This window comes from Tolypothrix sp. PCC 7601, from assembly GCF_025677855.1.
Taxonomy (GTDB): Bacteria; Cyanobacteriota; Cyanobacteriia; order Cyanobacteriales; family Nostocaceae; genus Aulosira; species Aulosira diplosiphon.
In genome coordinates this window covers 8,311,674-8,338,665 of the sequence record NZ_CP064879.1, presented here as the reverse complement: position 1 = coordinate 8,338,665, position 26,992 = coordinate 8,311,674, and the positions used below count along the sequence as shown (strand labels likewise).

The 26,992-nt window shown below is 42.1% G+C and carries 17 protein-coding genes; 11 read left to right on the top strand and 6 right to left on the bottom strand.

Annotated features, from left to right (window positions below; genetic code table 11):
- Position 1 precedes the first annotated feature (1 nt).
- The 4 genes from HG267_RS33755 to HG267_RS33740 form a co-directional block, all read right to left on the bottom strand.
- Positions 2–559 (bottom strand): hypothetical protein, encoded by a 558-nt coding sequence (locus tag HG267_RS33755; RefSeq protein WP_045874070.1) that lies wholly within the window; start codon positions 557–559, stop codon positions 2–4.
- A gap of 103 nt (positions 560–662) precedes the next feature.
- On the bottom strand, positions 663–1,883 hold the full coding sequence (locus HG267_RS33750) for a type II secretion system F family protein (RefSeq protein WP_045874069.1): 1,221 nt from the start codon (positions 1,881–1,883) through the stop codon (positions 663–665).
- Positions 1,884–2,109: 226 nt separating this feature from the next.
- Positions 2,110–3,234: a type IV pilus twitching motility protein PilT gene (locus HG267_RS33745; protein ID WP_045874068.1), complete on the bottom strand. Its 1,125-nt coding sequence runs from the start codon at positions 3,232–3,234 to the stop codon at positions 2,110–2,112.
- A 45-nt stretch (positions 3,235–3,279) separates the two neighbouring features.
- Positions 3,280–5,295 carry a GspE/PulE family protein gene (locus HG267_RS33740; protein WP_045874067.1) on the bottom strand — a complete coding sequence of 672 codons (2,016 nt, stop codon included), beginning with the start codon at positions 5,293–5,295 and terminating at the stop codon, positions 3,280–3,282.
- 419 nt (positions 5,296–5,714) lie between these two features.
- On the opposite strand from HG267_RS33740, the gene grpE reads away from it, so the two are divergent.
- The 9 genes from grpE to HG267_RS33695 all read left to right on the top strand — a co-directional run bounded on the left by grpE (position 5,715) and on the right by HG267_RS33695 (position 18,506).
- The gene (gene grpE / locus HG267_RS33735; protein WP_045874066.1) at positions 5,715–6,461 is read left to right on the top strand and encodes a nucleotide exchange factor GrpE; all 747 of its coding nucleotides are present in this window, start codon (positions 5,715–5,717) and stop codon (positions 6,459–6,461) included.
- A 332-nt stretch (positions 6,462–6,793) separates the two neighbouring features.
- Complete coding sequence (gene dnaK, locus HG267_RS33730; RefSeq protein ID WP_045874065.1) at positions 6,794–8,752, top strand: molecular chaperone DnaK; 1,959 nt, start codon at positions 6,794–6,796, stop codon at positions 8,750–8,752.
- A 782-nt stretch (positions 8,753–9,534) separates the two neighbouring features.
- Positions 9,535–10,653, top strand: coding sequence for a molecular chaperone DnaJ (gene dnaJ / locus HG267_RS33725; RefSeq protein ID WP_045874064.1), 1,119 nt, complete (start codon positions 9,535–9,537; stop codon positions 10,651–10,653).
- A complete protein-coding gene (locus HG267_RS33720; protein WP_045874063.1) occupies positions 10,653–10,910 on the top strand; it encodes a sulfurtransferase TusA family protein in 258 nt (85 codons plus the stop codon). Before dnaJ ends, HG267_RS33720 begins: the two co-directional genes overlap by 1 nt.
- The gene (gene rsgA / locus HG267_RS33715) at positions 10,907–12,007 is read left to right on the top strand and encodes a small ribosomal subunit biogenesis GTPase RsgA (protein ID WP_045874062.1); all 1,101 of its coding nucleotides are present in this window, start codon (positions 10,907–10,909) and stop codon (positions 12,005–12,007) included. Before HG267_RS33720 ends, rsgA begins: the two co-directional genes overlap by 4 nt.
- Positions 12,008–12,678: 671 nt before the next feature.
- Positions 12,679–14,268 carry a glycoside hydrolase family 57 protein gene (locus HG267_RS33710; protein ID WP_045874061.1) on the top strand — a complete coding sequence of 530 codons (1,590 nt, stop codon included), beginning with the start codon at positions 12,679–12,681 and terminating at the stop codon, positions 14,266–14,268.
- A 451-nt stretch (positions 14,269–14,719) separates the two neighbouring features.
- Complete coding sequence (locus HG267_RS33705; RefSeq protein WP_045874060.1) at positions 14,720–16,135, top strand: NAD(P)/FAD-dependent oxidoreductase; 1,416 nt, start codon at positions 14,720–14,722, stop codon at positions 16,133–16,135.
- A gap of 63 nt (positions 16,136–16,198) precedes the next feature.
- Positions 16,199–16,714, top strand: a complete 516-nt coding sequence (locus tag HG267_RS33700; protein ID WP_045874059.1) for a DoxX family membrane protein — start codon at positions 16,199–16,201, stop codon at positions 16,712–16,714.
- 235 nt (positions 16,715–16,949) lie between these two features.
- Positions 16,950–18,506, top strand: coding sequence for a GMC oxidoreductase (locus tag HG267_RS33695; protein ID WP_045874058.1), 1,557 nt, complete (start codon positions 16,950–16,952; stop codon positions 18,504–18,506).
- Positions 18,507–18,551: 45 nt separating this feature from the next.
- On the opposite strand, the gene glpK is transcribed toward HG267_RS33695, so the two are convergent.
- Entirely contained in the window at positions 18,552–20,036 is a 1,485-nt protein-coding gene (glpK, locus tag HG267_RS33690; protein ID WP_045874057.1) for a glycerol kinase GlpK, read from the bottom strand.
- Positions 20,037–21,052: 1,016 nt separating this feature from the next.
- Here glpK and HG267_RS33685 point away from each other — a divergent pair.
- Positions 21,053–21,820, top strand: a complete 768-nt coding sequence (locus HG267_RS33685) for a phosphatase PAP2 family protein (protein ID WP_045874056.1) — start codon at positions 21,053–21,055, stop codon at positions 21,818–21,820.
- Between the two features lie 649 nt (positions 21,821–22,469).
- On the opposite strand, the gene HG267_RS33680 is transcribed toward HG267_RS33685, so the two are convergent.
- Positions 22,470–23,558, bottom strand: coding sequence for an aromatic ring-hydroxylating oxygenase subunit alpha (locus HG267_RS33680; RefSeq protein WP_045874055.1), 1,089 nt, complete (start codon positions 23,556–23,558; stop codon positions 22,470–22,472).
- An 811-nt stretch (positions 23,559–24,369) separates the two neighbouring features.
- Between HG267_RS33680 and HG267_RS33675 the strand changes: the two genes are divergently transcribed.
- The gene (locus tag HG267_RS33675) at positions 24,370–26,679 is read left to right on the top strand and encodes an HD family phosphohydrolase (RefSeq protein WP_235623129.1); all 2,310 of its coding nucleotides are present in this window, start codon (positions 24,370–24,372) and stop codon (positions 26,677–26,679) included.
- Positions 26,680–26,992: the final 313 nt, after the last annotated feature.

The following is a 26,992-nucleotide window of genomic DNA, read 5'->3' as shown; positions in this document are numbered from 1 at the left end:
CCTAATCCATAATCTCTAAACCCTCTTCATTCCTGCTTTCTTCTTCAAGATGATGTTGGGGTTTTTGGATGATAAATGGCAATTCTGCTCCTAAAAGACCTCGCTGAATGCGTTCTGAAGTCTCACTAAAAAGTAAAAATAAAGGATATACAGTATTGGCTCCTTCACTCAAAATATGACTGTGACGTTCAGGCATGAGCCACTCATAATCTGTGTCTAAGAGAACTTGAGTTTGTCGCCAACGTCCCAATAATTCCGAAAAATCTTCATGGGGACGATGAATAAAAATTACAATCTCGGCTCCCGTTTTTACTTTCCATTCTGGATCGCACATCAGAATTGCCACATCACAGGGTAAGCAAGTTGTGTGGGTGGCAGTGGTTTCAATTTGCCGCAGACGCACAATAGGCAAAGGAATGGCGATCACACTTTCATCGGGACGGCGCAGGCTAGGAATCATCTCTAAGTAAGGTCGATGCTGTTTTAATAAAGCGATCGCAGTGAGATGATGACTATATTCTGCCAAGCTAGCTTCGTAATCAGATTTTTGCACAAGCATATTTCTGTGAAAGATGAACTATGAAATATGAATTAGAAAATGTTAGGTCTAAGGATGAAATATGACTTATGAGATAATTTCATCCTTTAGCCTTGAGACATTATTAGCCCATCTTTTCAAATACCTTGAACATAGGCAGATACATTGCTAACAAAATTGTACCGACCATACCCCCTAAAACCACAATCATTAGTGGTTCTAAAACACTAGTTAATGCTTTAACTGATTGCTCAACTTCATCTTCATAAAAGTCAGCAACTTTCATTAACATTCCATCTAATTCCCCAGTTTCTTCGCCAATACTAATCATCTGAATTGCCATAGCGGGAAACACTGCGTCTTTTTGCAAAGCAACGCTAATCATGCCCCCTTGTTGAATTTCTATCCGAGCTGCATCGATAGCATTAGCAACAATTTGATTTCCTGATGTATCTCGGACAATTTCTAAACAAGTAAGGATAGGTACACCAGAACGAGTTAATGACCCAAAAGTACGGCTAAAGCGGGCAACTGATGATTTTTGAATCAAATCACCAAATAAAGGCACCTTTAAAGAAATACGGTCGATAGTTAGTTTACCAACAGCAGTTTTGTAATACTGCTTATAGGCAATCGATAAACCGATAAATCCAGCAATAATTACTACAGACCATAAACTGCGGAATATTGCACTACAATCCATTAAAAACTGTGTTAGAGGAGGTAAATCTATACCTATATCTTTAAAGATTTTGGCAAAAATTGGAATTAGAAAAACAGTCATCCCGACAAAGATTGATGTTGCTAAAACACCAACAACCACAGGATAAGACAATGCAGCTTTGATTTGGTTTTGTAGGCGTGCTACATCCTCTAACAACTTCGCTAAACGATTTAATACATCGTCTAGCACCCCACCAATTTCCCCAGCTTGCACCATACTGACATACAAATTATCAAAGCAATCAGGATGTTTCCGCATGGCATCGGAAAGATTTGTCCCACTTTGAACATCATTGCTAATATCATTCAAAGCGACTTTTAATTTAGGATTGCTACATTGCTCAGAAAGTACTCCTAAACTTCTAACAATCGCTACACCTGCATTTGTCAAAACAGCAAATTGGCGAGAGAAAACCGCTTTATCCTTAACAGACACTTTGACCATTGATGTCTGAAATTTCTCAAAATCAAAGCTGAATCCGCCCTTAGACTCTTTCAAGTCTTGAACAACTAAACCTTGGTCTCTCAGATTAGTACGGGCTTGAGCTAATGATTCAGCCGAAAATTTTTCTGTTCTAGATTTTCCTTGTGAGTCCCGCACACGGGCAACATAGGTAGGCATAGATTAATCAATTTCAAATAGTTTAAGGGTCAAAGGTCAAGGGTCAAGGGTCAAGGGTCAATCAATTTTAGATTTTGGATTTTAGATTTTAGATTTGTTCCGTCCCTTGTGGGAGGGGCTTGTACCAAATAAATAATCCAAAATTCAAAATTTAAAATCTAAAATTGGCGCGGTCAAAAGCAATTAATTATCTTGTTCTCCCTTGCACCCTGATTTTTACTCTTCATTAATGAGCTTTTGCAACACCTGCAGCAGGTTTTGCACCTGCTGCTTGTGGTGCGCCACCGATGAGACGTTGAATTTCATCGGGTTTAGAAGTTTTAGACATAGCAGCTTCAAAGGAAATAGTTCCGGCTTTATAATAATCAGCTAAAACTTTTTCTAGTGTTTGCATACCCAATTTACCCCCGGTCTGAATTGCAGAGTAAATTTGAGATGTTTTCCCTTCTCTAATCAGGTTAGAAATAGCAGGAGTAATGATCATAATTTCTTGAGCCATGACCCGACCATATTCACCTGGTTTGGGGTTTTTCTTTGGTACCAAAGTTTGGCTAAACACAGCTACCAAGGAGTTAGATAACTGCACCCTTACTTGGGTTTGTCTTTCATGGGGAAAAACGTCAATAATCCGGTCAACCGTCTGTGCCGCTGAACTGGTGTGCAAAGTTCCAAATACTAAGTGACCTGTTTCCGCCGCAGAAATCGCCAAGGAAATCGTTTCCAAATCCCGCATTTCCCCCACCAGAATAATATCTGGATCTTCCCGCAAAGCTGCCTTCAAAGCATTAGCGAAACTCTTAGTATCTTCACCAAGTTGTCGTTGGTGAACCAAGCTTTTAATTGGTTCATACACAAATTCAATTGGATCTTCTACTGTCAAAATATGCTCTGCCTTGGTGCGGTTAATCAAGTCAATCATTGCTGCCAAGGTAGTGGTCTTACCAGAACCAGTGGGCCCCGTCACCAAAATCAGTCCTCTGGGCTTTTCTGTCATTTCCCGGACTACATCTGGCAACCCTAATTTTTCAAAGTTGGGAATTTTGGAGCTGAGGGCGCGTAAACAAGCAGCGTAGGAACCACGATCCTTATAAACATTGACGCGGAACCGCGCCAAGCCTTTTACACCATAAGAACAATCGAGTTCCCAGGTCTGCTCTAAAGTTTTACGCTGAGTATTGTTGAGCATACTAAAGATCAGCCTTTGACACTGATCCACAGTCAATACATGGTCGCCGATGGGGGTGAGTTTGCCACTAATGCGGAAATAGGGTGGTAAACCGGCGGATAAATGCAGATCTGAACCCCCCATTTCAATCATCTGCTCCATCAAATCTTCAATCATCATCTCCATAATTTTGTCTCCCTAGTTGTTAGTTATTTGACTTTTGATGTTTGACTAATCGGTAAAGCGAGGTGTTAGACAGTAGGGACAATCTAGCCATTCTGGTTGTAATGTGGCATCACAAGTGCGGCAAGTCAGACCACTCTTGCGTTTAGCTTTTAATTCCGCTTCTAAACCGGTATCAGTAAAGGTGACTCGTTCAACTTCTTCTAGGGTGGTGGAGCCTTGACGTACTAAATCTAAGCTGTACGCCAGCAAGGTTTTCATCCCTTCTTCTACTGCTACTTCCTTAATCCGTTCCGTTGGTGCTTCTTCGTTGATGAGAGTTTGCAAGTTTTCGGTAATTCGCATTACTTCATAAACACCACAACGTCCTTTATATCCAACGCCATTACAGGTGGAGCATACTTGTTGACCTTTAGCTTTGGCATCCGCTTGGACTTCGTTGGGCAAAGAGTTAGCTTTGTAGAAAGTGACATTCACTTCCTGAGAAGCAGACATACCATAACGAGCCAGTTCTTCGGTTGTAGGAGTATAGGGAATACGACAATCAGGACAAACACGCCTAACTAAGCGTTGTGCCAACACACCAATCAAAGAACTAGAAACCATGAAAGGTTCAATGCCCATTTCTCCCAAACGTGCGATCGCACCTGGGGCATCATTGGTATGTAAGGTGGTTAATACTAAGTGACCTGTTAAGGCTGCCTCAATCGCTGTTTTGGCAGTTTCCTTGTCTCTGGTTTCACCCACGAGTAACACATCTGGGTCTTGCCGCAAAAAAGCCCGCAAAGCGGTAGCAAAATCTAGTCCTTTTTCCCGAATTACCTGTACTTGAGTGATGCCTGGCAAACTGTACTCAATTGGGTCTTCTACTGTACTGATGTTAACTCCGGGATCGTTCTTTTCTGACAATGCTGAATACAGCGAAGTGGTTTTACCAGAGCCAGTTGGGCCGGTAACTAGAATCAAACCAAAGGGACGACTGACCATGTCCTTAACAATATCTAAGGTTTCTTGGTCGGTAATCAGCTTATTCAATCCCAGTTGAGTAGAGGAGTTATCTAAAATCCGCAGACAAATCTTTTCCCCGTAGCGACTGGGTAAGGTGTTGACGCGGAAATCCACTTTACGTCCCTCAAACATCCGCCGGATACGTCCGTCTTGAGGTAAACGTCTCTCAGCAATGTCTAAGCTGGAAATGATTTTAAACCTGGCTGTCACCGCAGCCACGATTTTTTTCGGCAAGGGGTCAAATGCTTGACGCAGTACCCCATCCTTACGAAAGCGAATCCGGAGATTTTCTTCCTGCGGTTCAATATGAATATCCGAAACCTTTTCATGCAAGGCTTTGGCCAAAATTCTATTGACGAGATTGATAACTGGTGCGTCTTCTGCACCCTTCATTGCTGCGCCTAAGTCAGCTTCCATCTCATCAGGAGCATCATCTATATCAAGATTATTCAGGTTTTCTAAATCTTGATTGATATCTGTAAACTTTTCTTGTTCTAGATGTTTTTGCCTAATTGCTAGTTCATCTAAGTATTGATTAATCAGCTGTTGGTAATCTTCCTGGGTAATTACCATGCGCTGCAAAGCTAAACCTTGTGGGCGCAAGATGCGGTTGAGGTCATCCGAAGCTTCCAGGTTATCCGGATCGACCATCGCCACCAAAACGCAAGGTGGGGTTTGGTCGTCATGTTTTGATAGTGGGATTAAGCGATGGCGACGACAAATGTCTACGGGAATGAGGGTTTCAATTAACCTCCCCACCATCGTATTAGCAAGTTGGTTGACTTCCGGATCAAGGAATTCAACCCCGTATAGTATTTTTAGTTCAAATAACTGCTGTTTTTTGTATTGTCTAACTAATTCAGGTGAGAGTTGCCGCCCGGTAATTGACTCTAGTACTTCCGTTAAAGGTGTGCCAGATTTGCGGCTTTCAATGAGTGCCTGTCTCATCTGTTCGTTATTAACATAGCCAGTCTGTACTAGCTTGTTGCCAAAGGGCGAAAACTCTGTTTTTGTGGTTAGAGCGGTACTGCGCCGTTGCGGTGACGAGTAAGTCATATATGAGCAATGGGTAGGGAAAACCTATGAATAAAGTATTCCCAGCCTGTGCCACAGAATTCTCATTTACAGAGAATAAATTATCACTAAATATTTTTCATGCTGAGGGATGGGGACTAGGTAATGGGTAATTGGTAATGGGTAATGGGGAGAAATACCAAATGACAAACGCTCCATACCCATGCTCAATATGGTAAAAAAAATAACTTATAAGTAAAATAATTGAGGTAAAAGGCGATCGCAACTCACTCCCGCAACGACGTTCGGGTTACCGCCCTAGGAGCATATACGCTAATACGTTCACCATTTGTCACAATAAGATGACGGTGACATCACTTCCAGGAAAAGTATGAGCAAGAAAACCACACAAATTAGGGTGGTGAAATTTTGCCGTAAATAGTATCTGGGATGAGTGGACAATGATAGACGAAAATAAACAGGTAAACAATACAAGCCAGCAATTGGGTGAACCAATAGAGGTAAAGCAAGCAATTATGAGCGACTCCGCAGCCCAAATCAACTTAAACGAATCTGGCAGCGACGTGACTGAGCCAGTAGCAGCCACAACAAATGTATCAGGAGATACATCAGCCACACCTGACAATGGTGTTGCAGCTTCTGAGAGAAATGAAGAGCAAGCTGCGGCTTTAGCAGCATTGACTCAACAAATTGAGTCTCTCAAAGGCCAACTAGAAGAGCGCAGTACTCAATATCTGCGAATTGCGGCAGATTTTGAGAATTACCGCAAACGCAACCAAAAAGAAAAAGAAGATTTAGAAGCACAGGTGAAGCGGAATACGATTACGGAATTGCTGCCAGTAGTCGATAATTTTGAGCGGGCGCGATCGCACCTCAAACCCCAAACTGATAGCGAAATGACAATTCATAAAAGCTATCAAGGCGTTTACAAGCAATTAGTGGACTGCTTAAAACGCTTAGGTGTATCGCCAATGCGTCCCGAAGGTCAAGAATTCGATCCTAATCTGCATGAAGCCGTAATGCGCGAACCTACGGATGAACATCCAGAAGGAACAGTGTTAGAAGAGTTAGTACGCGGATATTACTTGGGTGAACGCGTACTGCGCCATGCAATGGTCAAGGTGGCGGCTCCCAAGGAAGATACATTACCTGCACAAGATAATCAGTCGAGTTCTGACAACTCTTAATCTGTAGTTGCTCGCCTCACTGACCAAAAGTGCCTTGGTTGTTGCAAGGGCGAGCATCACAGATCCTAATCAAAGTAGGTCTGTTGACGGTTAGCCGAAGTTTAGCAAGCCGTTATTTAGTGGTAGCTCTCACACAAGGTGCGGCTCTGTGAAAAGAAGCCGCCCCAAAGTCAAAGTAACCCCTCACCGATCCAATGCTGTAACTTCTTGCTTACCCCCAGTCACCTGATTTTCTTAGGCGGTTTCGTGAGTGTTAGCCTGTAGCAAAAAAATAACATAAGATAGTCCGCAAAGCCTCACGGCAGCATAAGTACGTAAATATACTGGATAGTATGGGAAAAGTTATTGGGATCGATTTAGGTACTACGAACAGTTGCGTTGCAGTTTTAGAAGGCGGTCAACCGGTGGTGATCGCTAATTCCGAGGGTGGACGCACTACTCCTAGTATTGTGGGATTTGGTAAGGGGGGCGATCGCTTGGTTGGACAGCTGGCTAAACGACAAGCCGTTACAAATGCCGAAAACACAGTATTTAGTATTAAAAGATTTATTGGTCGTCGCTGGGAAGAAACCTCAGCAGAACGCGAGCGATCGCCTTATCAATGTGTGAAAGGGCGCGATGATACTGTTGATGTGCAAATTCGTGGACGGAACTATACACCGCAAGAAATTTCTGCCATGATTCTGCAGAAGCTCAAACAAGATGCAGAAAATTTCTTAGGTGAAACTGTTACTCAGGCAGTAATTACCGTACCAGCATACTTCACAGATGCCCAAAGACAAGCGACCAAAGACGCAGGTACAATTGCTGGGTTAGAAGTTCTCCGGATCATTAATGAACCCACCTCTGCTGCACTAGCCTTTGGTTTAGATAAGCACAACGAAGAACAGTTAATTTTAGTCTTTGACTTGGGAGGCGGTACTTTTGATGTATCGATCCTGCAACTGGGAGATGGAGTTTTTGAAGTCAAAGCCACCAATGGGAATAATCAATTGGGTGGTGATGACTTTGATGACTGCGTGATTCGCTGGATTATCGAACGTTTCCAGCAACAAGAAAGCATTGACCTTACTCAAGACAAGATGGCGCTGCAACGCCTCAGAGAAGCGGCGGAAAAGGCAAAAATTGAACTTTCTAGCATGGCTAGCACCTCGATTAACTTGCCTTTTATTACTGCTGATGAAACAGGGCCAAAGCATCTAGAACTAGAACTCAGTCGCTCGAAATTTGAAGAACTCACAGCCCATTTGATTGAAGCCACCATTGAACCGATGATTCAAGCGCTCAAGGATGCCGATCACAAAGCGCAAGATATAGATCGGATAATTTTGGTTGGTGGTTCTACTCGCATTCCGGCTGTCCAAAACGCCCTCATCAAGTTTTTCAATGGTAAAACACCTGATCGCTCTATTAACCCTGATGAAGCAGTTGCCTTAGGTGCGGCTGTGCAAGCGGGTGTGATTGGTGGAGAAGTCGATAATCTCCTGCTATTGGATGTAATTCCCCTGTCTTTAGGAATTGAAACTTTAGGAGAAGTTTTTACCAAAATTATTGAACGTAATACGACAATTCCTACTAGCAGATCCCAGGTGTTTTCCACCGCAGTGGATGGGCAAACTTCAGTAGAAATTCATGTCCTACAAGGTGAACGTGCAATGGCGCGGGATAACAAAAGTCTTGGTAAGTTCCTGTTAGCAGGAATTCCCCCAGCCCCCCGAGGTGTGCCACAAATTGAAGTATCTTTTGAAATCGATGTCAATGGCATTCTGAAGGTTGCTGCTCAAGACAAAGGTACTGGTAGAGAACAAAGTATTCGCATTACCAATACAGGTGGCTTGAGTACCCAAGAAGTAGAGAAAATGAGGCAAGCAGCTGAAGCTTTTGCTGAAGAAGATAAACGGCGTAAAGAACTGGTAGAACTTAAAAATCAAGCCGAGAATCTATTCTTCAGTTACGATTCGACTCTCAGAGATAATAGCGACTTAATTGGCGAAGATATGAAAGTTTTGGCCCATGAAAAAGTCAATCAACTGCAAGCTGCAATGACTAACCCGAGTATTTCCATACAGGAATTTCAGCAGTGTTTAGATGACTTCCAAAAAACTTTATTTGCCATTGGTGCTAATGTCTACAACCGTGCTAATAACCAACTTGAAGAGGGGCAAGAAGTCTCCGAAGAATTGTTTACTTCACAACCAGAGCAACCAATTAGTGGCACACTAATACCAGAATTTAACTTTGATTTTGATGACGAAAACACTGCACAGGCTGATTACGAGGCGATAGATTAGGGATTGGAGACTGGGCACTGGGGATTGGAGACAGGGAATTGGCAATAGAAAAAAGGCGACAGACAATTAATTACTAACTCTGAGAAATTACAGATTAACTTCTAATGCGAATTTAGCCGTGAAAGTTTGTAGTTTTGTAGATAGAAACAAAAATCAGACTAAAAGCTAACTTAGAAACTCTTATGTCTTCATAGGCGTTTTTAAATTCACATGAAGCGCAATTAAATATTGAGTATGAGAAATTGGCTATTAAGTAATGGGTATTGATATCAGCAATTAATTAAGAAAGGTATTTTCCAGTCCCTAATCCCTAGCCCCTAGTCCCTAAGACCAAATTTTGCTAGATTGTAGAAGCGAATTGCCGTGGGCTAGAAGGTGTCCCAGCACAGATACCAAAATGCAGATGGGGGGTTTTCCACACCTATTAGTGCGGGTAGCCCCTCTGGTAGATGGCGGGGTTTTTCCTATCTAGGTAGCACAATTGTAAAAGAGACAGCCTCAGGCAATGAGAAAAGAGAGCAGAAATTTGCTTTGCTCATCATTTCCATCGCTTTGATTGTCTTCCACGATCAAAGCACCTGTTGCTAAATATATGCTGGTGATTTTTGTAAAGGGGAAAAGGTAAAATCAATTATTAACAAAAATTAACTTCTACCTTTCGCCCTCTTGCTTCTACCATGCCATGTGCTAACCTGCGGGAATACCTCCTTTCAACAAGCCAGGAAACCCGTTTACAGCATAGGCTCTTCTGCTTTCTTCCTTCTAACTTTTACCTTTGCTATATGGCCCGCGACTATTATGAAATTCTGGGTGTCTCTCGTGACGCCGACAAAGAAGAAATCAAACAAGCCTACCGCCGCCTAGCCCGGAAGTATCACCCAGACGTGAACAAAGAACCGGGAGCAGAGGAGCGGTTTAAGGAAATTAATCATGCTTATGAAATACTTTCTGAGCCAGAAATCAGAGAACGTTATAACCGTTTTGGTGAAGCCGGAGTCTCTGGTGGATCTGCTGGCTTCCAAGATGTAAGTGAAGGCTTTGCTGATATCTTTGAAAGCATTTTCAGCGGCTTTGCTGGTGGAATGGGTGGTCAAACACAAAGAAGACGCAGTGGGCCTGTACGAGGTGATGACCTGCGCTTAGACCTGAAGTTAGATTTTAGAGAAGCGGTATTTGGCGGAGAAAAAGAAATTCGCATCTCTCATCTAGAAACCTGTGATATCTGTAGCGGTTCTGGTGCAAAACCGGGAACTCGGCCGCGGACTTGTTCGACTTGTAGCGGTTCTGGTCAAGTACGTCGTGTAACTAGAACACCTTTTGGCAGTTTTACCCAAGTTTCAACTTGTCCTACCTGTAATGGTACGGGGATGGTGATTGAAGATAAATGTGAAGCTTGTGATGGTAAGGGTACAAATCAAATCACCAAAAAACTCAAAATTACCATTCCCGCTGGTGTGGATAATGGTACGCGCTTGCGAATCTCTCAAGAAGGAGATGCAGGACAAAGAGGAGGCCCCCCAGGAGATTTATACGTCTACTTATTCGTGAATGAAGACGAAGAATTTCATCGGGATGGCATTAACATTCTTTCGGAAATTAAAGTTAGTTACCTGCAAGCAATTTTAGGCTGCCGTTTAGAAGTAGATACGGTAGATGGGCCAGTGGAATTAATCATCCCCCCTGGAACCCAGCCGAATACAGTGATGAAGTTAGAAAATCGTGGTGTCCCACGCTTGGGTAATCCTGTGAGCCGGGGTGACCATCTGCTGACGGTACTAATTGATATTCCTACCAAGGTAACCCCAGAGGAGAGAGAATTGTTAGAGAAGCTCGCTAAAATTAAGGGAGACCGCACTGGTAAAGGTGGTCTAGAAGGATTCTTGGGTAATCTGTTTAAGTAATGCAGCTATCTTCTCTCTCATCTCCTGATGCTCAACTTGATTTACGCGGGACTCCTTGCCCGATAAATTTTGTGCGGACAAAATTACGTCTAGAAAAAATGCCACCAGGGAGTTTGCTAGAAGTTTGGCTAGACCCTGGGGAGCCAATTGAGCAAGTTCCTGATAGCTTGGTAATGGCAGGCTATCAGGTAGAACAAATTGCAGATTGCGCTGGTTATTTTTCCTTGTTAGTACGCCGTCCTGCGATCGCCCAATGACAGGAGAAGTTAATTTTGCTACTGGACAGTTACTCGGTACGGTTCTAGCTGTACAGGCAAATTTTTATCAAGTACAGCTGGATTTAGGGGACAAGGAGGAAAAATCAGATGAAAATTTCAGTGCCTCCCCCTATCCCTCCATGCTGCTCTGTACCCGCAGAACACGCTTGAAAAAAATTGGGCAACAGGTAATGGTAGGCGATCGCGTCGTTATTGAAGAACCCGATTGGGCTGGGGGACGTGGGGCGATCGCTGATGTTTTACCTCGTCAAACTGAGTTAGACCGTCCACCAATTGCTAATGCCAACCAACTTTTGCTGGTATTTGCTGTTGCCGATCCGCCTTTGGAACCCTATCAGTTAAGTCGCTTTTTGGTGAAAGGGGAATCTACTAATCTAGATGTGCTGTTATGCCTGAACAAAAGTGATTTAGTTTCACCACAGATGCAACAGGAGATTAGCGATCGCCTGGTTGGGTGGGGATATCAGCCAATATTTATTAGTGTAAAAAATGGTATAAATATTGGCTATTTATCTGAATATTTAAATAATAAAATTACTGTAATTGCTGGCCCATCGGGAGTTGGTAAATCAAGTTTAATTAATTTACTAGTGCCCAATGTTAATTTGCGTGTCGGTGAAGTTTCGGGTAAATTAGCTCGTGGTCGCCACACTACCCGCCACGTAGAGTTATTTGAATTGCCCACTCAAGGATTACTGGCTGATACTCCCGGTTTTAACCAACCTGACCTTGATTGTACTCCCGAAGAATTAGTTCATTACTTCCCCGAAGCCAGAGCGAGGTTAGCTACAGGTAGCTGTCGGTTTAGTGATTGTTTGCATCGAGAAGAACCTGATTGCGCCGTGCGGGGAGATTGGGAACGCTATCCACATTATTTGGAATTTTTGTCTGATGCGATCGCCTATCAAACTCAGCGTCAACAACAAGCAGATCCTGAATCAACACTGAAGTTGAAAACTAAAGGCAAAGGTCAGGCTCAATACGAACCAAAATTAGAGAGTAAAAAATATCGTCGTGTGGCTCGTAAGACACAACTGCAAGCGTTACAGGATTTATACCAAGACAGTGAAGAATGAAGCGCCTAAACGCGCAATACCTTGCCTATAAAGGCTTTAGCATATTTTAATGACGGTCATATTAACATGAGAAAACCTACAAAGTAAAGACTTTGTAGGCAAGATTTACATTATAGGATAGCTTTATCGTAACACTTGCCTAATGCAACTACTTGCTTGATAGGAAAATTATACGAACTTGATCTAATCGATAAACTTTTTAAATTAATGCGTAAATAGCTTTAAAGCTATACAGTTTTATTTTAATTGTCAATTCTCATCAAACCATAAAATTTATTTATTAATTGTCAAACTAAAGTCTTACAGGTGATAAAACATATCAGTATTTGGCGCTAAGAGAGTCTGGCATCTTGAAGACTCAATATGCTTTGATGCAGGCAATATTTAATATGTATTTAGTAGTTTGACCTGAGGGCTAGAACTTGTAATTCTCAGTGAGAATTGTTCATTCCACATTATTAGGATTTGGCGGAATGAGACAGGAACCGAACAGTCTCTCGCCACTACACAACATAATTTGTGGTAGAGATAGCGATTATTTTGTTGTGCAACGATATTTTCTAGAGAAAAAATCATTAATTAATGTCACAACTCCAATAAAGTCTTAAAATATTGTTAATTTCTGCTAAACCCCTCGACCTTCAATTTCCACGTACCACCCCAGAATAATTATGGCTATAGGCTACGTCGCGCTTGTTCTCCACGCACATCTACCCTTCGTTCGTCACCCAGAAAGTGATTATGTGTTGGAGGAAGAATGGCTATATGAAGCCATTACTGAAACTTATATTCCCTTATTGAAAGTATTTGAAGGACTAAAGCGAGACGGTATCGACTTTAAAATCACGATGAGCATGACACCACCTTTGGTATCAATGCTCCGCGATCCCTTGTTACAAGAACGTTATGATGCACACTTAGCCCAACTAGAAGAACTGATCGAACTAGAAGCGGAGCGTAATATTCATAATGGACATTTGAAGTATTTAGCAGAACATTACGCTACTGAGTTTAATGAAGCGCGTCAGATATGGGAACGCTATAAGGGTGATTTGGTAACTGCTTTTAAGGAGTACCAAGATACAAATAACCTGGAAATTATTACTTGTGGTGCTACCCACGGCTATTTCCCACTTATGAAAATGTATCCACAGGCTGTGTGGGCACAAATTCAAGTAGCTTGTGAACACTATGAGGAAACCTTTGGTAAACCACCAAGAGGCATTTGGTTGCCTGAGTGTGCTTACTATGAAGGTGTCGAACGGATGCTGGCAGATGCAGGGTTGCGCTACTTCCTCACCGATGGTCATGGTATTCTTTATGCCCGTCCCCGCCCTCGGTTTGGCACCTATGCCCCCATCTTTACCGAAACTGGTGTGGCTGCTTTTGGACGCGATCACGAATCTTCTCAACAGGTATGGTCTTCTGAGGTGGGCTATCCTGGTGCAGCAGAATACCGCGAGTTTTACAAAGATTTGGGCTGGGAAGCAGAATATGAGTATATTAAGCCCTACATCATGCCCAACGGACAGAGGAAAAATACGGGCATCAAGTATCACAAAATTACTGGACGTGGGTTAGGTCTTTCCGATAAAGCCCTTTATGACCCCTACTGGGCGAGAGAAAAAGCAGCAGAACATGCCGCTAACTTTATGTATAATCGGGAACGGCAAGCTGAACATTTACATGGGATCATGCAGCGTCCGCCGATTATTGTTTCGCCCTATGATGCAGAGTTATTTGGACATTGGTGGTATGAAGGCCCCTGGTTTATTGATTACTTGTTCCGTAAATCATGGTATGACCAAAAAACCTATGCCATGACGCACTTAGCAGATTATTTACGCGAACAGCCGACTCAACAAGTTTGTCGTCCTTCACAGTCGAGTTGGGGTTACAAAGGATTCCATGAATATTGGTTAAATGATACCAATGCATGGATTTATCCCCATTTGCACAAAGCGGCGGAACGGATGATTGAAATTTCGCACTTGGAACCAGAAGATGAATTGCAGTGGAAAGCTTTAAACCAAGCAGCGCGGGAATTATTATTAGCACAATCTTCCGACTGGGCATTTATCATGCGGACAGGAACAATGGTTCCTTATGCGGTGAGAAGAACGCGATCGCACTTGATGCGCTTCAATAAAATTTACGATGATGTAAAAATTGGCAAAGTTGATAGCGGTTGGTTAGAAAAAGTCGAATTGATGGATAATATCTTTCCGAGTATCAACTATCGCGTTTATCGTCCGTTGTAATTAGGGATTGGGGATTGGGGACTGGGGACTGGGGACTGGGGACTGGGAATTTTATTCTGAACGGGTGGTGAGCCGCCCGTTAGATGTTTCCAAATAAATATATATAAAATTAGGGTGGGCATTGCCTATCCTAATTTTTTTTGGTGAAGTGTTCGAGCGATCGCTGTAATTTTCTCAATTACCCATTACCCATTACTCATTACTCATTACTCATTACTCATTACTCATTACTCATTACTCATTACTCATTACTCATTACTCATTACTCATTACTCATTACTCATTACCCATTCCCCATTCCCTCCTTATCTGAAAAATTGCTGAGAAAATCGTGAAAACTAAATCGGAAATTCCATTAAATTTCTCAGCCAAGCTTTAGGTGTTCATAACTTAAGGGTTGCTACGTACCGTGATACTGAAAGCAGTTCACAAGGCAGCAACTCATAAACTTATGCAGCAAGCGTCTCAAGCTACAGTCATCTTGGGTGGTGGCTTCGCTGGATTGTTTACAGCTTTACACCTTAGCCAGCGAAAATATACACATCAGGTAATTTTAATTGAACAGCGCGATCGCTTCAGTTTTAAACCGTTGTTGTATGAACTACTCAGCGGTGAACTGCATAGCGCCCAAGTTTACCCTCGCTACAAAGAACTGCTAGCAAGTAGTAGTGTCACTTTTGTGCAAGATACGGTGAAATCAATTGATTTAGAGCAAAGCCGAGTAACTCTAACATCAAGTAGGATTTTTAACTACAGAAACTTAGTATTAGCACTTGGTAGCAAAACAACCTACTTTAATACTCCCGGTGCGGCAGAATATGCCATGCCTTTTACATCGGGAGAACAGGCGATCGCACTGAGAAAACACTTACGTCACCGTCTACATCAAGCAATTCAAACTTCAGATCCAGCACGGCGGCGGCTACTGCTGACTGTTGCTATTATCGGGGCGGGGCCTGCTGGTATTGAATTAGCTTGTACATTAGCAGATTTGTTGCCTATTTGGTACGACGAATTAGGCGGTGATGCGGCGGAAATTCGGGTGGTGTTAATTAACCGCAGTAAAGAAATTCTCAAAGGGGATGTAAATAGCCATTTGCGTTGTACAGCTCAACGTGCGCTGAAAGGGCGTATAATTCCCGTCGATTTTCTCTTTGATGCAGCTGTCAGCAAAATTCAAGCTGACAGTGTTGAGTATCAACAAAATAATAAAACGCAGATTTTGCAAGTGGGAACCATCGCTTGGACGGCGGGAACAACAGCTAATCCCTTGTTGATGAATTTACCAGTTGCAAATAATCGCGGGCGATTGCTGGTGACACCGACATTGCAACTTCCAGATTTTCCCGAAGTATTTGCCGCCGGAGACTGTGCTGCAGATAGCGATCAGCCTCAACCACCAACTGCACAAGTAGCTTATCAACAAGGAATTGCGATCGCGCAAAATATCCAGCATCAGCGCGAAGGAAAATCGCCTATTCCTGTAGAAATCAAGATGCGCGGGACTTTGATGAAACTGGGACTCAATGAAGGTGTGGCGAACTTGTTCAATAAAGTTCAAATTCCAGGACAACCCGGCCATCTAATTCGGGAAGCCACATACTTACAACTATTACCAAACGCTGCTCATAATCGCAAAATTACAACTGAGTGGCTTACCGATGAATTATTCCAGCGTCATCGTCCTGCTTCTTATATGCAACTAGGGCAAACGCCTTGGTTATCTGGGGTTGCAACCTTAGCTGCGGGAGTAATTTTCGCTACTCCCTTAGTATGGCGCGCTGCTCAACCTATGCAATTTCAGCAAAATCTGCATTGGACAGGGGTACCAACTCTACTCAATCAACTTGCACCCCCTCCTCAATAAGCTTTGCTCTCAGCCTTCTTTTCTGCGTGAAATCAACTTTATTTTATCTTCAGGAGTACATCAATGAGATACTTACTTAACCTGCGGACTGCTGTTAGCGTCAATCGCATTATCATGGGGCTTTTCTTTTTCGTTTCTGGGATTGCTAATTATCTCAACTTTAATGTTGCTAACGGTTTCTATCAAACTGTCATCACACAAAAACTACAAATAATTGGCCCAGGAATTCCTCCGGGATGGGAAGGGATAGGGCCGCTACCTTCATTAATTGCAATTCCTTATGCTTGGTTACTACCTTTAGCAGAAATTTTAGTAGGTGCATTATTTGCACTTAACTATTGGGTGCGGTGGACAGGTTTACTATTAATTCTCATGACTTTTAGTATCATTTTGGCATTTGGTATTATCCCCGCTGGTACTTTATTTCCTAATGGCGCAGAAAGTTTTAACAAAAATATTCTCTTCATGACATTGATTTGGATATGTATTGCCTACGATGCTTATGAGCAGAAAATGAGCCGCCGCCGCACTGAAGCAATGGCTAATTATGCTGTTAATAATGCGATGGATGATATGTGATGGGATGGGGAATGGGGAATGGGGAATGGGTAATTGGTAATTGGTAATTGGTTATCAGTTGAGTCTGTTCCAAGATTGCTAAAATTAAACTCTGAACAATTGGTGATTACTATTAAATAGTACATGTAGTTTGCCAAAAAAAATGTAATTTTTGCGTGACTAATCATTAATTACGAATTACGAATTACGAATTACGAATTAGTAATTTTTTCTCTCTTTTACTGGAATAAAATTCATGGCTACTGCACATTACGATGTCATCATTATTGGTACTGGTGCCGGTGGTGGTACACTTGCTTATCGTTTGGCTCCCACTGGTAAAAAAATTCTAATTCTGGAACGTGGTGCTTTTTTACCGCGTGAAAAAGCTAATTGGGACACGGTGGAAGTGGTGCAAAAAGACCGCTATCATACTAACGAAGTTTGGTATGACCAAAAAGGAAATGCGATTCATCCTGGCACAGGGTATTTTGTCGGTGGTAATACTAAAGTTTATGGTGGGGCGCTATTTCGTTGGCGTGAACAAGACTTTGAGCAAGTGATTCATAAGGGTGGAATTTCACCCGAATGGCCTTTAAAATATCGGGATTTTGCACCTTATTATATTGAAGCTGAAAAGCTTTATGAAGTACATGGTCAGCGAGGTTTAGATCCAACTGAACCAAATGCAACAGAAGATTATCCCTATCCTGCGATTCAACATGAACCACGGATTCAAGAAATACATGATTCGCTCAAAATAGAAGGCTATCATCCGTTTTATTTACCACTTGCTATTAAGCTAAATGAAGTTAATCGTCGTTTAAGTAATTGCATTCGTTGCAATACTTGTGATGGATTTCCTTGTTTAGTAGATGCGAAAGCTGATGCAGATGTTAATTGTGTGCGTCCAGCAGAAAAGTATGATAATGTCACCCTGATCACGAAAGCTAAGGTAAATCGATTACATACAAATTCTTCTGGGCGAGAAGTCAATGCTGTAGAAGCTGAAATTAACGGCGAAATTCACTTTTTCTCTAGTGATATTGTCGTTGTTGCTTGCGGTGCAATTAATTCTGCGGCTTTGTTGTTGCGTTCAGCTAACGATCAGCATCCCAATGGATTAGCGAATAGTTCCGATCAGGTGGGACGCAACTTCATGAAGCATCAAAATGGCGCGATTATTGGAGTCAGTTTAAAATCCAATCCTACGTCTTTTCAAAAAACCCTAGCAATTAATGATTTTTACTGGGGAGATGAAGATTATGATTATCCAATGGGTCATGTGCAATTACTAGGCAAAGTCAATGCTGATATGATTGCTCAAGAATCGCCATCGGTTTTAGGGCTATCATTTCGAGAACGACATACATTTGAAGCGATCGCAACTCATTCGGTAGACTGGTGGCTGACTGCTGAAGATTTACCCGATCCTAACAATCGCGTCACGCTGAGAAATGATTCTGTACAGTTAAATTACACCGAAAACAACACCGAAGCCTACAACCGACTACTCAACCGCTGGACGCAAGTACTAAAAATGATTGGTTGCGGTGAACGGATTATTCCCGCCTCCTTCTATTTCCGCAAAAAACTACCTTTGCAAGGCGTAGCGCACCAATGCGGTACTTGTCGCTTTGGTGAAGATCCCAAAACTTCCGTATTAGATATTAATTGCCGCACCCATGACATTGATAATTTATATGTAGTTGATGGTAGTTTCTTCCGTTCTAGTGCTGCTGTTAACCCGACTCTGACAATTATCGCCAATGCTTTACGCGTAGGCGATCGCTTAATCGAACGTCTGGCTTAGAGACTTGTAATTCTTAATTACGAATTACGAATTACGAATTACGAATTACCGATATCTTGTTTGCGCGATCGCCTGATGCCATGAGTCTAGTAAACTTAAGCGATGATCAGCGCTAATTTTCGGCTCAAACCATTGATCGGCTTGCCATTGCTGCAAAATTTCGGCTTCACTTTCCCAATAACCAATCGCTAAACCTGCTAAGTAAGCAGCACCCAAGGCTGTAGTTTCAGTAATTTTGGGACGCACAACGGGTACACCTAAAATATCTGCCTGAAATTGCATTAATAAATTATTGCGAGATGCACCGCCATCTACCCGCAATTCTCGCAGATGTAGCTGAGAATCTTGGCGCATCGCCTCTATCACATCAGCCGTTTGATAAGCTATGCTTTCTAAGGCTGCACGGGCAATATGGGCATTAGTTGAACCACGAGTTAAACCAGTAATCGTACCACGAGCGTAACTATCCCAATAAGGTGCGCCTAAACCGACGAATGCAGGTACAAAATAAACGCCACCAGTATCAGGAACGCTAGCTGCTAAGGCTTCAACATCTTCACTGTGCTTGATAATTTCCAATCCATCACGCAACCATTGCACAACTGCGCCAGCAATAAAGACGCTACCTTCTAAAGCGTAGTCAGTACGTCCATTGATGCGCCAGGCGATGGTTGTTAGTAACTTGTGCTTGGATAACATGGGCTGATTGCCTGTATTCAGCAGTATAAAGCAACCTGTGCCGTAAGTATTTTTCGCCATGCCAGATTGCAATGATGCTTGCCCAAATGTCGCTGCTTGTTGGTCTCCAGCAATGCCTGCAATGGGAATGCGGCTACCAAAAATCCCTTCAGATGTATATCCATATACTTCTGACGAACTCCGCACTTCTGGCAGCAGGGAACGGGGAATATTGAGAATGGACAGCAATTCCTCATCCCATTGCTGAGTATGAATATTGAATAACAACGTCCTGCAAGCATTAGTAACATCTGTGATGTGGAGTTCTCCCTGAGTGAGTTTCCACATTAACCAGCTATCGACAGTGCCAAATACTAGTTCTCCACGTTCGGCTTTTTCGCGGGCGTAAGGTACATTATCAAGTAACCATTTAACTTTAGTACCGCTAAAGTAAGCATCGATTACTAATCCTGTTTTTTGCTGGAATGTTGTTTCATATCCCGCTGCTTTCAGTTGATCGCAGTCAGCAGCAGTGCGACGATCCTGCCAAACGATCGCATTGTAAATCGGCTTACCTGTTTTACGATCCCAGACTATAGTAGTTTCTCGTTGATTGGTAATGCCAATAGCTGCAATATCACTGGCTTTAATACCAATGCGCGCTAAGGCTTCATTCGCCACACCAACTTGCGAAGACCAAATTTCATCAGCATCATGCTCTACCCAGCCAGGTTGCGGAAAGATTTGTGTAAACTCTTTCTGAGCAACCGTCAGCATATCGCCATCACGGTTAAATATAATAGAGCGCGAGCTAGTAGTACCTTGGTCAAACGCCAGAATATATTTAGTCATAGGATTAGCATGAATTGATTCATTCCCAGGTGAGTGAACTGCACAAAGCGCATCTCAAAATATAGCGCGATCGCACTCACCCTCAAGTTGTCAATTTTGAAACTTTTAAGTTATACCAATTCAAATAATGTTTGCGACACATCAATATATTCTAGATGGCACGGCACGCCGTGCCCCTACAATCTGTTGCATTCTTGGCGTTGCTGATTGATGGGATGATTTTTGTCTCACGCATTCGACGTTCGCGCAGCGTCTCGTAGAGAAGTCGTTCTCGCAGAGTAGGCGCAAAGGCAAGCCAGTGCGTTGGGCGGCTCTGCCGACTTGAAGCAACTGGCGCGCAAAGAATCGACTTTTAGCTTTTTCCAGAAGTCTGAATTCATCCCGCAAATATGCAACGCCGCATTCTTTTTTCCCATTGGTATTACTCAACAAAAAACCGAACAATAATTTTGGAGGGGGTTTGGGGGACGCAACCGTCACCCAATCGGGGGTTTGGGGGAGAATCCCCCAATTCTTCTGGCTTCTTGAATCAGTGATACAAAATCAAAAAATGTTCGCGACGCATCAATATATTCCAGAGGGCACGGCACGCCCATTGGTGTCAACTTAACGTGAAACCCGCTCTTGTGCAAGGTTTCGCCCTCACCCCCAACCCCTCTCCCGGCGGGAGAGGGGAGCAAGAGATTTAATTCCCCTTCTCCTGGGGGAGAAGGGGTTAGGGGATGAGGGCGCGAGGTATTTGTACAACGCCCGCCCTATATAGCTTTTAGCTTAAGTTGACACGTATGCGGCACGGCGTGCCCCTACAATCTGTCGCATTCTTTTTTCAAATTGGTCTTACTAGTTCGCCAAGTTTCCTTGGCGGGTAAAAGGTGAAGGGTTAAGGGTTAAAGGTTTTTATCCCTTACCCTTTTCCCTTTCCCCTTTTCCCATAACTTTTTCTGTACTAAGGTAGTAGACTGCACAATAGTCTTTAGATGAAAATACTATAAATCGACAGCCATAGTGTACTTAAGATGGAAGGGACAAATAAAGCTAATCCAGAAGGTTTTTGGCCGCTAAATTTTCTTAAAAAGCTGCTTATAGCTCATTGGCGTTCTTTATTAATCTTGTTAATAGGAGTTTATTTACCTTTTCAGCTGTTTGAACTTTTGGCAGTTAAGGTATGGCAGAATGCAGGCGGTTTTCCTTGGGATGTGCCGATATTGCTGGCAATTCATTCTCAAGCCATACCACAATTGGATGAGATCGCAGTCATCCTCACAAAGTGGGGGTCTTTTTGGACTGCATTACCCATATTTACTACAATCGCCATCGTCTTCTGGCAAAAGCGCCGATGGCGATCGCTAACTTATTTACTCACCACCGCATTCGGAAGTTTGATCATCAACCGCACTGCTAAAGAATTAATGCATCGAGTCCGTCCGCAACTATGGGTGTCTGGTGCGCCGGAATTTGATTATGCATTTCCCAGTGGTCATGCTATGACGAGTATGACTTTGGTAGTAGTTTTAGTAATTTTGAGCAAGGATAAACCCTGGCGCTGGTTAGTTATGCTTTTTGGCGGTTTATATGTCTTGGCGATCGCTTGGACAAGGCTTTATTTAGGGGTTCACTTCCCCAGCGATATTTTGGCAGGTTGGATGGTTGCGATCGCCTGGTCAATCGGAGTTAGTTTAATTATCAAACCTCACTTGATTGCAGCTAACCCCTTAAATAATGTTCAACCTGTAGAAGAAACTTCTTTATTACCAAAGGAAAAACAAATTTTAGCAGAAGATTGATCAGCTGTTACGCATTGAGGGACTTCCAAGTAAAAAATATTCCATTGCTATTGTTTACTGTTGACAGTTGGCTGTTAACTGTGAACCGTCAACAGTCAACAGTCAAGGACTTGAACGGAATAATTGATTTTTTGGAGTTTCCTCAACTTGCATAGTTACTTATCAGGATTGTCCAGAGTCAAATATCCTTGACAACCCAAACAAGATGTAGGCGCAATATTCAGTCAGCATAGCAATTATGCTTACTAGAAAATTTAGATACTGTAAATCAGTGTTAATTTATACGATTTCGAGTTTTTAGAATGGTTATACTCGTTTCTAGGTTCTACCTGGGAATTACGAAGTGGCTTTGCCACTTCTTTTTATGTAAATGGTAGCCTAAAAAATAATTAAAAACAAAAATGCAAACCATAAATGTAAATGTAATTACGTTTATTTTTGCTCTTATAGATTCTTATCCAATACTTGGCGGTTAAGGGGAAAAGGGAAAGAAAAAACCTTTAACCCTTAACCTTTAACCTTTTCCCCAAAACCAATTTTGGTTTCTAGATGTGATGTAGGGTGCATTCAGGTAAATGCGATCGCCACTCAGCAGCATCCAACACCCTACAATACGTGAGAAAGTTTATTTTGCGGTATTGGCTAATAGCTAGTCATTAAAATCATCTCGCCATTTATCGCGATTGTCTCTCATTTCTGCATCACGGAGCGATCGCGCTGGTTGCCAAGTTCCCCAACACAGTGCAGTTTGCCTTTCTAGGTGGTTGACAAATTGCATAATTGGCTGATCTATTTTGAGTGGAGTTTTTAAATCAAACTTAATTGTCTCAAAAATTTTAGAATCATCGTTAAAAAAATCCTGACCCAAAATATTAACTAGCCATAGCATAAATCGATTGTACAACTTACCAAAAATTCCCTTACGTTTCTGTATCATTAATATCGTTCGCCCTTCAGCCTTTCCCCCGTCAAGCAGGCGTAAGGTAAACATGATATATAAGTGCAAAAAATCGGGGCCAATTGTAACTATGCTAGTGCTACCGTACCAATAGCAAATACTATAGGTAATGGCATTTTTGTAAAAAGGACGAATCAGCTTAATTAGCCAGGAATCTTCGTTACCTCTTGTAGTATTGCTAAAAGTAATCGCATTTTGATTGAGTTCTTCTTTTTCAAAGACTATTTCTATTGGTAGCTTGTGAACTGTATGGAAATGTTGAGTATCAATGGCATTAATTACCACCACATTAGGGTGACATTTAGCTACAAAGTGACAAACCATTGTCACATCACATTCCTTGTGTTCTAACTCAGGAATAAAAGGTAGAGGCTGTAGCGGAATTTCTCCAGTCCAAATCCAAATTATGCCGTATTTTTCGGCAGTAGGCCAAGCATTTAACTTTATAGAAAGCGGTGCGTCTAAACAAGGTATCTCAACACAAAATCCTTCACGATCAAACTTCCAATGGTGAAAAAAACAGCGCAATTCATTACCTTCAACTTTACCCTCAGCTAAATGAGCACCTAAATGAGGACAATAGGCATCAAAGGTAATTGCTTTTTTGTCTTTTCCTCGATAAATTACTAGTTCTCTGCCTAATAAAGTGATAGCTTTTACTTCACCTACCCGCAGATGATGAGAAGGAATTGCCCAATACCACCCCTCTACAAAACGTTCTGGGTTATTGAAATTTTTAGATTTACGCTTTGAGCTAACATTCTGCGAGTTAAAGTTCATTTTTAGATTTCACTGACAGTGAAGGTCTGCATTATATAGTTCCTAATTCGGCAGCTATAAAAATGTAATCAGAGTTACTCTCAGCATTTCCTCACAAAATAAACTTTCATTTTCATCAGCCTAGTGAATTACATATATTGCATTTTAGATACCAGCATTAAATGTTGATTTTTCTGGAATCCTATTCTTCAAGTTATTTGCAAAGTAGTTGCGTAAACTGCCAAAGAAAGCTGTGTCTGTTTTTTCCTACAAATTTCAGTAAACTCAATTTCTTCCTGAAACGAAAGAGAAAAAATTAATTTTTACTTAAGCAAAGTCTTGATATTTTAAGTATTATTACTCTACGATGCTTATGTTTAATTTTGGAATCCATGTAGGAGGCGTTATTAACGCATCCTACATAGATAATCAATGCCAATTAAATTAAAAATTTCTACTGATGTTTAATTTTGGAATCCATGTAGGAGGCGTTAGCGTAACGCATCTGTGTCAATGCTGATTTAGAGAAATGTTGTAGTAAATAATCTGCTATAAATGTGATGCATTCTTTTTGCTGAATTTCCCTAAGGGATTTCTATAAATTAAATTATTCAGTTAAGTAAGCGAAAGTCATAATTGTATTTTTCCTCCTCTGCTTCCTCTGCTTCCTCTGCTCCCATGCTCAAGGGAGCAATAGTATATTTTTTCAGTGGCAGCCCCTAATGTTATACATGGAACAAATCAACCGATTTAGCTATCCTTGAGTAGGAGCGATAATGTTTGATAATCTGCAAAAAATTCTCGTCAACATCACTGAAAAGTTATCAAAATTGTGTTAAGTCCTAAATATTACAGGCAAACTACATTTCGGGGTAAGCAATCCTATCTGAAAAACCGACTGTTTACTGCTGGGATGTTAGTGTTGGTTGTAATATCTCTCTCCAGTGGATTAGGCTACCGTTTTTATAATCAACCAAAACTGGATGTGGGAAAGGTAGCGCCTCAAACTCTCACCGCGCCTAATTCAGTCCATGTTGAAGATGTAAAAACGACAGCGGAAAAACGCCGAGAAGCGCGTAGTGGTGCATTGGCGGTGTGGGATGTCGATTCACAGGTGAATGAGCAAATTAAACAACATCTTGAGCAATTATTAGCAACAGGTGACCAAAGCCGCGATCAGTTGGGAAAATTTCCTATTATTAGAACTGCAATCTTGTCCACAGCCACGCAAACTTACTTGCGACAAGCACCAGAAACCCAATGGCAAACAGTATTGCAAACCTTGGAGAAAAATAGCAATCTGACTGGCTTAAATTCTGCTCAACAGCAAGCAGTCAAGAATTTGCGAAGTTATCGACAGTCTAACTCTTCTGTGGCTTTATCTCAAGTTTTAAAAGCGATCGCTCAAGCTCGTCAGCGCTATACTACCGCCCTCAATTCTCTGAGCGAAAATACCAGCGCTCAACCTCAAACCCTTTACGATGCTACTTTTTTGAATTTGTCTGATGCAGATTGGCAACAGGCTAAAATCCAAATGCATCAAACTTTAGAGCGGATGTTAGCACAGGGTATCTATCCAGGTTTATCTGCTCATAACTTGAACTCTGCGATCGCAATGCAGGTAAGTGTCTCTGTTCCCAAGACAGCGCAACCTTTAGCAAACCGATTGCTATCAACGGTAATTATTCCCAACCTAATTAAAGATATTGAGCAAACTAAGGTAATTGCAGAAAAAGCAGCACAAGCTGTAGAACCGACAATAGTCAGCATTCAAAAAGGTGAGGCGATTGTTAAGGCGGGAGAAAAAATTACTCAGGCTGATTTTGTACTATTAGACTACTTTCGCTTGAGCCAACGCAGCATCGACTGGCTGGAGCTAACGCGTTTCACAGCAATAGTAGGATTAGCAGTAGCTGTGTTTAGGTTAGTAGAAAGACGGTTTTATGCCAAGTTAAGAAGTAGCGATTATGCCTTAATCATTCTCCTCACGCTCAGTGCGCCGTTGCTGATATTTTTGACCAAATCATTTACAGGCTTACCAGCCATCGGTTTACTGCTGGGTAGCTTTTACGGTTCGGCAATTGGCGGTACTGTGATGGGGTTGCTAGGAATATTACTTTCAATTGGCACAGAACTGAGCTGGCATGATTTAATACCTAGCGCCACCAGTGGAATTCTGGGCGGATTAATGGCGGGACAATGGCGATTTCCGGGGAGAGAAGCACCACGAATGCGAGAGGAATTAGCTACCTTGGGAATTTTAATTGGGTTGACCCAGGGAGGTGTTTACTTATTAGTGAATACTGCGATCGCTCCTCTTTGGTATGCTGTTCTGGGTACAGCCATGCTCAATGGTTTGGCTGGGTTACTTTGGAGCATCTTAGCCCTAGGAATTAGCCCTTACCTAGAAACTGTATTTGATTTAGTCACACCAATTCGTTTAGCTGAATTGTCCAATCCCAATAGGCCTTTATTAAAACGCCTCGCCCATGAAACTCCAGGGACTTTTCAGCACACATTGTTTGTAGCCACCCTAGCAGAAGCAGCAGCCAGAGCATTACATTGTCATGTTGAACTGGTACGGGCTGGAGTTCTCTATCATGACATCGGGAAAATGCACGATCCCCTAGGGTTTATTGAAAACCAAATGGCAGGCCCGAATAAACATGATGCGATTAACGATCCCTGGAAAAGCGCGGAAATAATTAAAAAGCACGTGAGTGAAGGGTTGGTTATGGCTCGTCAGTATAAGCTACCTAGTGCTATTCAGGCTTTTATTCCCGAACACCAAGGCACGATTTTGATTGCATATTTCTACAATGAAGCCCAGAAACAACAGCAACATCATCCTGAAATAGTGTTGCACGAATCAGATTTTCGCTATGACGGCCCGATTCCCCAGTCAAAAGAAACGGGAATTGCCATGCTAGCTGACGCTTGTGAAGCCGCGTTGCGATCGCTCAAAGATGCAACCCCAGAAGCAGCACTAGCAATGGTCAACAAAATCCTGAAAGCACGTTGGCAGGATCATCAGTTGGTAGATTCAGGATTAACCAGGGAAGAAATGTCTCAAATTGCTTATATTTTTGTCCAGGTTTGGCAGCAATTTCATCACAAACGCATCCCTTATTCTAAATCCTAGACATACGCTAAGGATGCTACCGGCAATAATTCCACAGGTAAACAACTTTTTGAAAAAGTCGGGTATTTAAATATCGCCAAAGTAAGTGGCATTAATCATTGAGTTTAAAAAATATATAGTATTCCCTATTCTTTAAACTTATTTTATTTGAACAATAAATTGTTGATTATTTATATTATTTACCCACCAATTTGATGTTTGCTATAGACAATCTCATCTGTATGATTATTCCTTCCTGCTTTTAGCGCTGATAATTTGATTTTACTCTCCCCTGATCACAAAAGCTCCAAGAATGCGAGAATAAAGTGTGGGG

Excerpts from the sequence above, each read along its gene's own strand:
- HG267_RS33755 (WP_045874070.1), bottom strand. The coding sequence starts at position 559 with ATGCTTGTGCAAAAATCTGATTACGAAGCTAGCTTGGCAGAATATAGT.
- HG267_RS33750 (WP_045874069.1), bottom strand. The coding sequence starts at position 1,883 with ATGCCTACCTATGTTGCCCGTGTGCGGGACTCACAAGGAAAATCTAGA.
- HG267_RS33745 (WP_045874068.1), bottom strand. The coding sequence starts at position 3,234 with ATGGAGATGATGATTGAAGATTTGATGGAGCAGATGATTGAAATGGGG.
- HG267_RS33740 (WP_045874067.1), bottom strand. The coding sequence starts at position 5,295 with ATGACTTACTCGTCACCGCAACGGCGCAGTACCGCTCTAACCACAAAA.
- grpE (WP_045874066.1), top strand. The coding sequence starts at position 5,715 with ATGATAGACGAAAATAAACAGGTAAACAATACAAGCCAGCAATTGGGT.
- dnaK (WP_045874065.1), top strand. The coding sequence starts at position 6,794 with ATGGGAAAAGTTATTGGGATCGATTTAGGTACTACGAACAGTTGCGTT.
- dnaJ (WP_045874064.1), top strand. The coding sequence starts at position 9,535 with ATGGCCCGCGACTATTATGAAATTCTGGGTGTCTCTCGTGACGCCGAC.
- HG267_RS33720 (WP_045874063.1), top strand. The coding sequence starts at position 10,653 with ATGCAGCTATCTTCTCTCTCATCTCCTGATGCTCAACTTGATTTACGC.
- rsgA (WP_045874062.1), top strand. The coding sequence starts at position 10,907 with ATGACAGGAGAAGTTAATTTTGCTACTGGACAGTTACTCGGTACGGTT.
- HG267_RS33710 (WP_045874061.1), top strand. The coding sequence starts at position 12,679 with ATGGCTATAGGCTACGTCGCGCTTGTTCTCCACGCACATCTACCCTTC.
- HG267_RS33705 (WP_045874060.1), top strand. The coding sequence starts at position 14,720 with ATGCAGCAAGCGTCTCAAGCTACAGTCATCTTGGGTGGTGGCTTCGCT.
- HG267_RS33700 (WP_045874059.1), top strand. The coding sequence starts at position 16,199 with ATGAGATACTTACTTAACCTGCGGACTGCTGTTAGCGTCAATCGCATT.
- HG267_RS33695 (WP_045874058.1), top strand. The coding sequence starts at position 16,950 with ATGGCTACTGCACATTACGATGTCATCATTATTGGTACTGGTGCCGGT.
- glpK (WP_045874057.1), bottom strand. The coding sequence starts at position 20,036 with ATGACTAAATATATTCTGGCGTTTGACCAAGGTACTACTAGCTCGCGC.
- HG267_RS33685 (WP_045874056.1), top strand. The coding sequence starts at position 21,053 with ATGGAAGGGACAAATAAAGCTAATCCAGAAGGTTTTTGGCCGCTAAAT.
- HG267_RS33680 (WP_045874055.1), bottom strand. The coding sequence starts at position 23,558 with ATGAACTTTAACTCGCAGAATGTTAGCTCAAAGCGTAAATCTAAAAAT.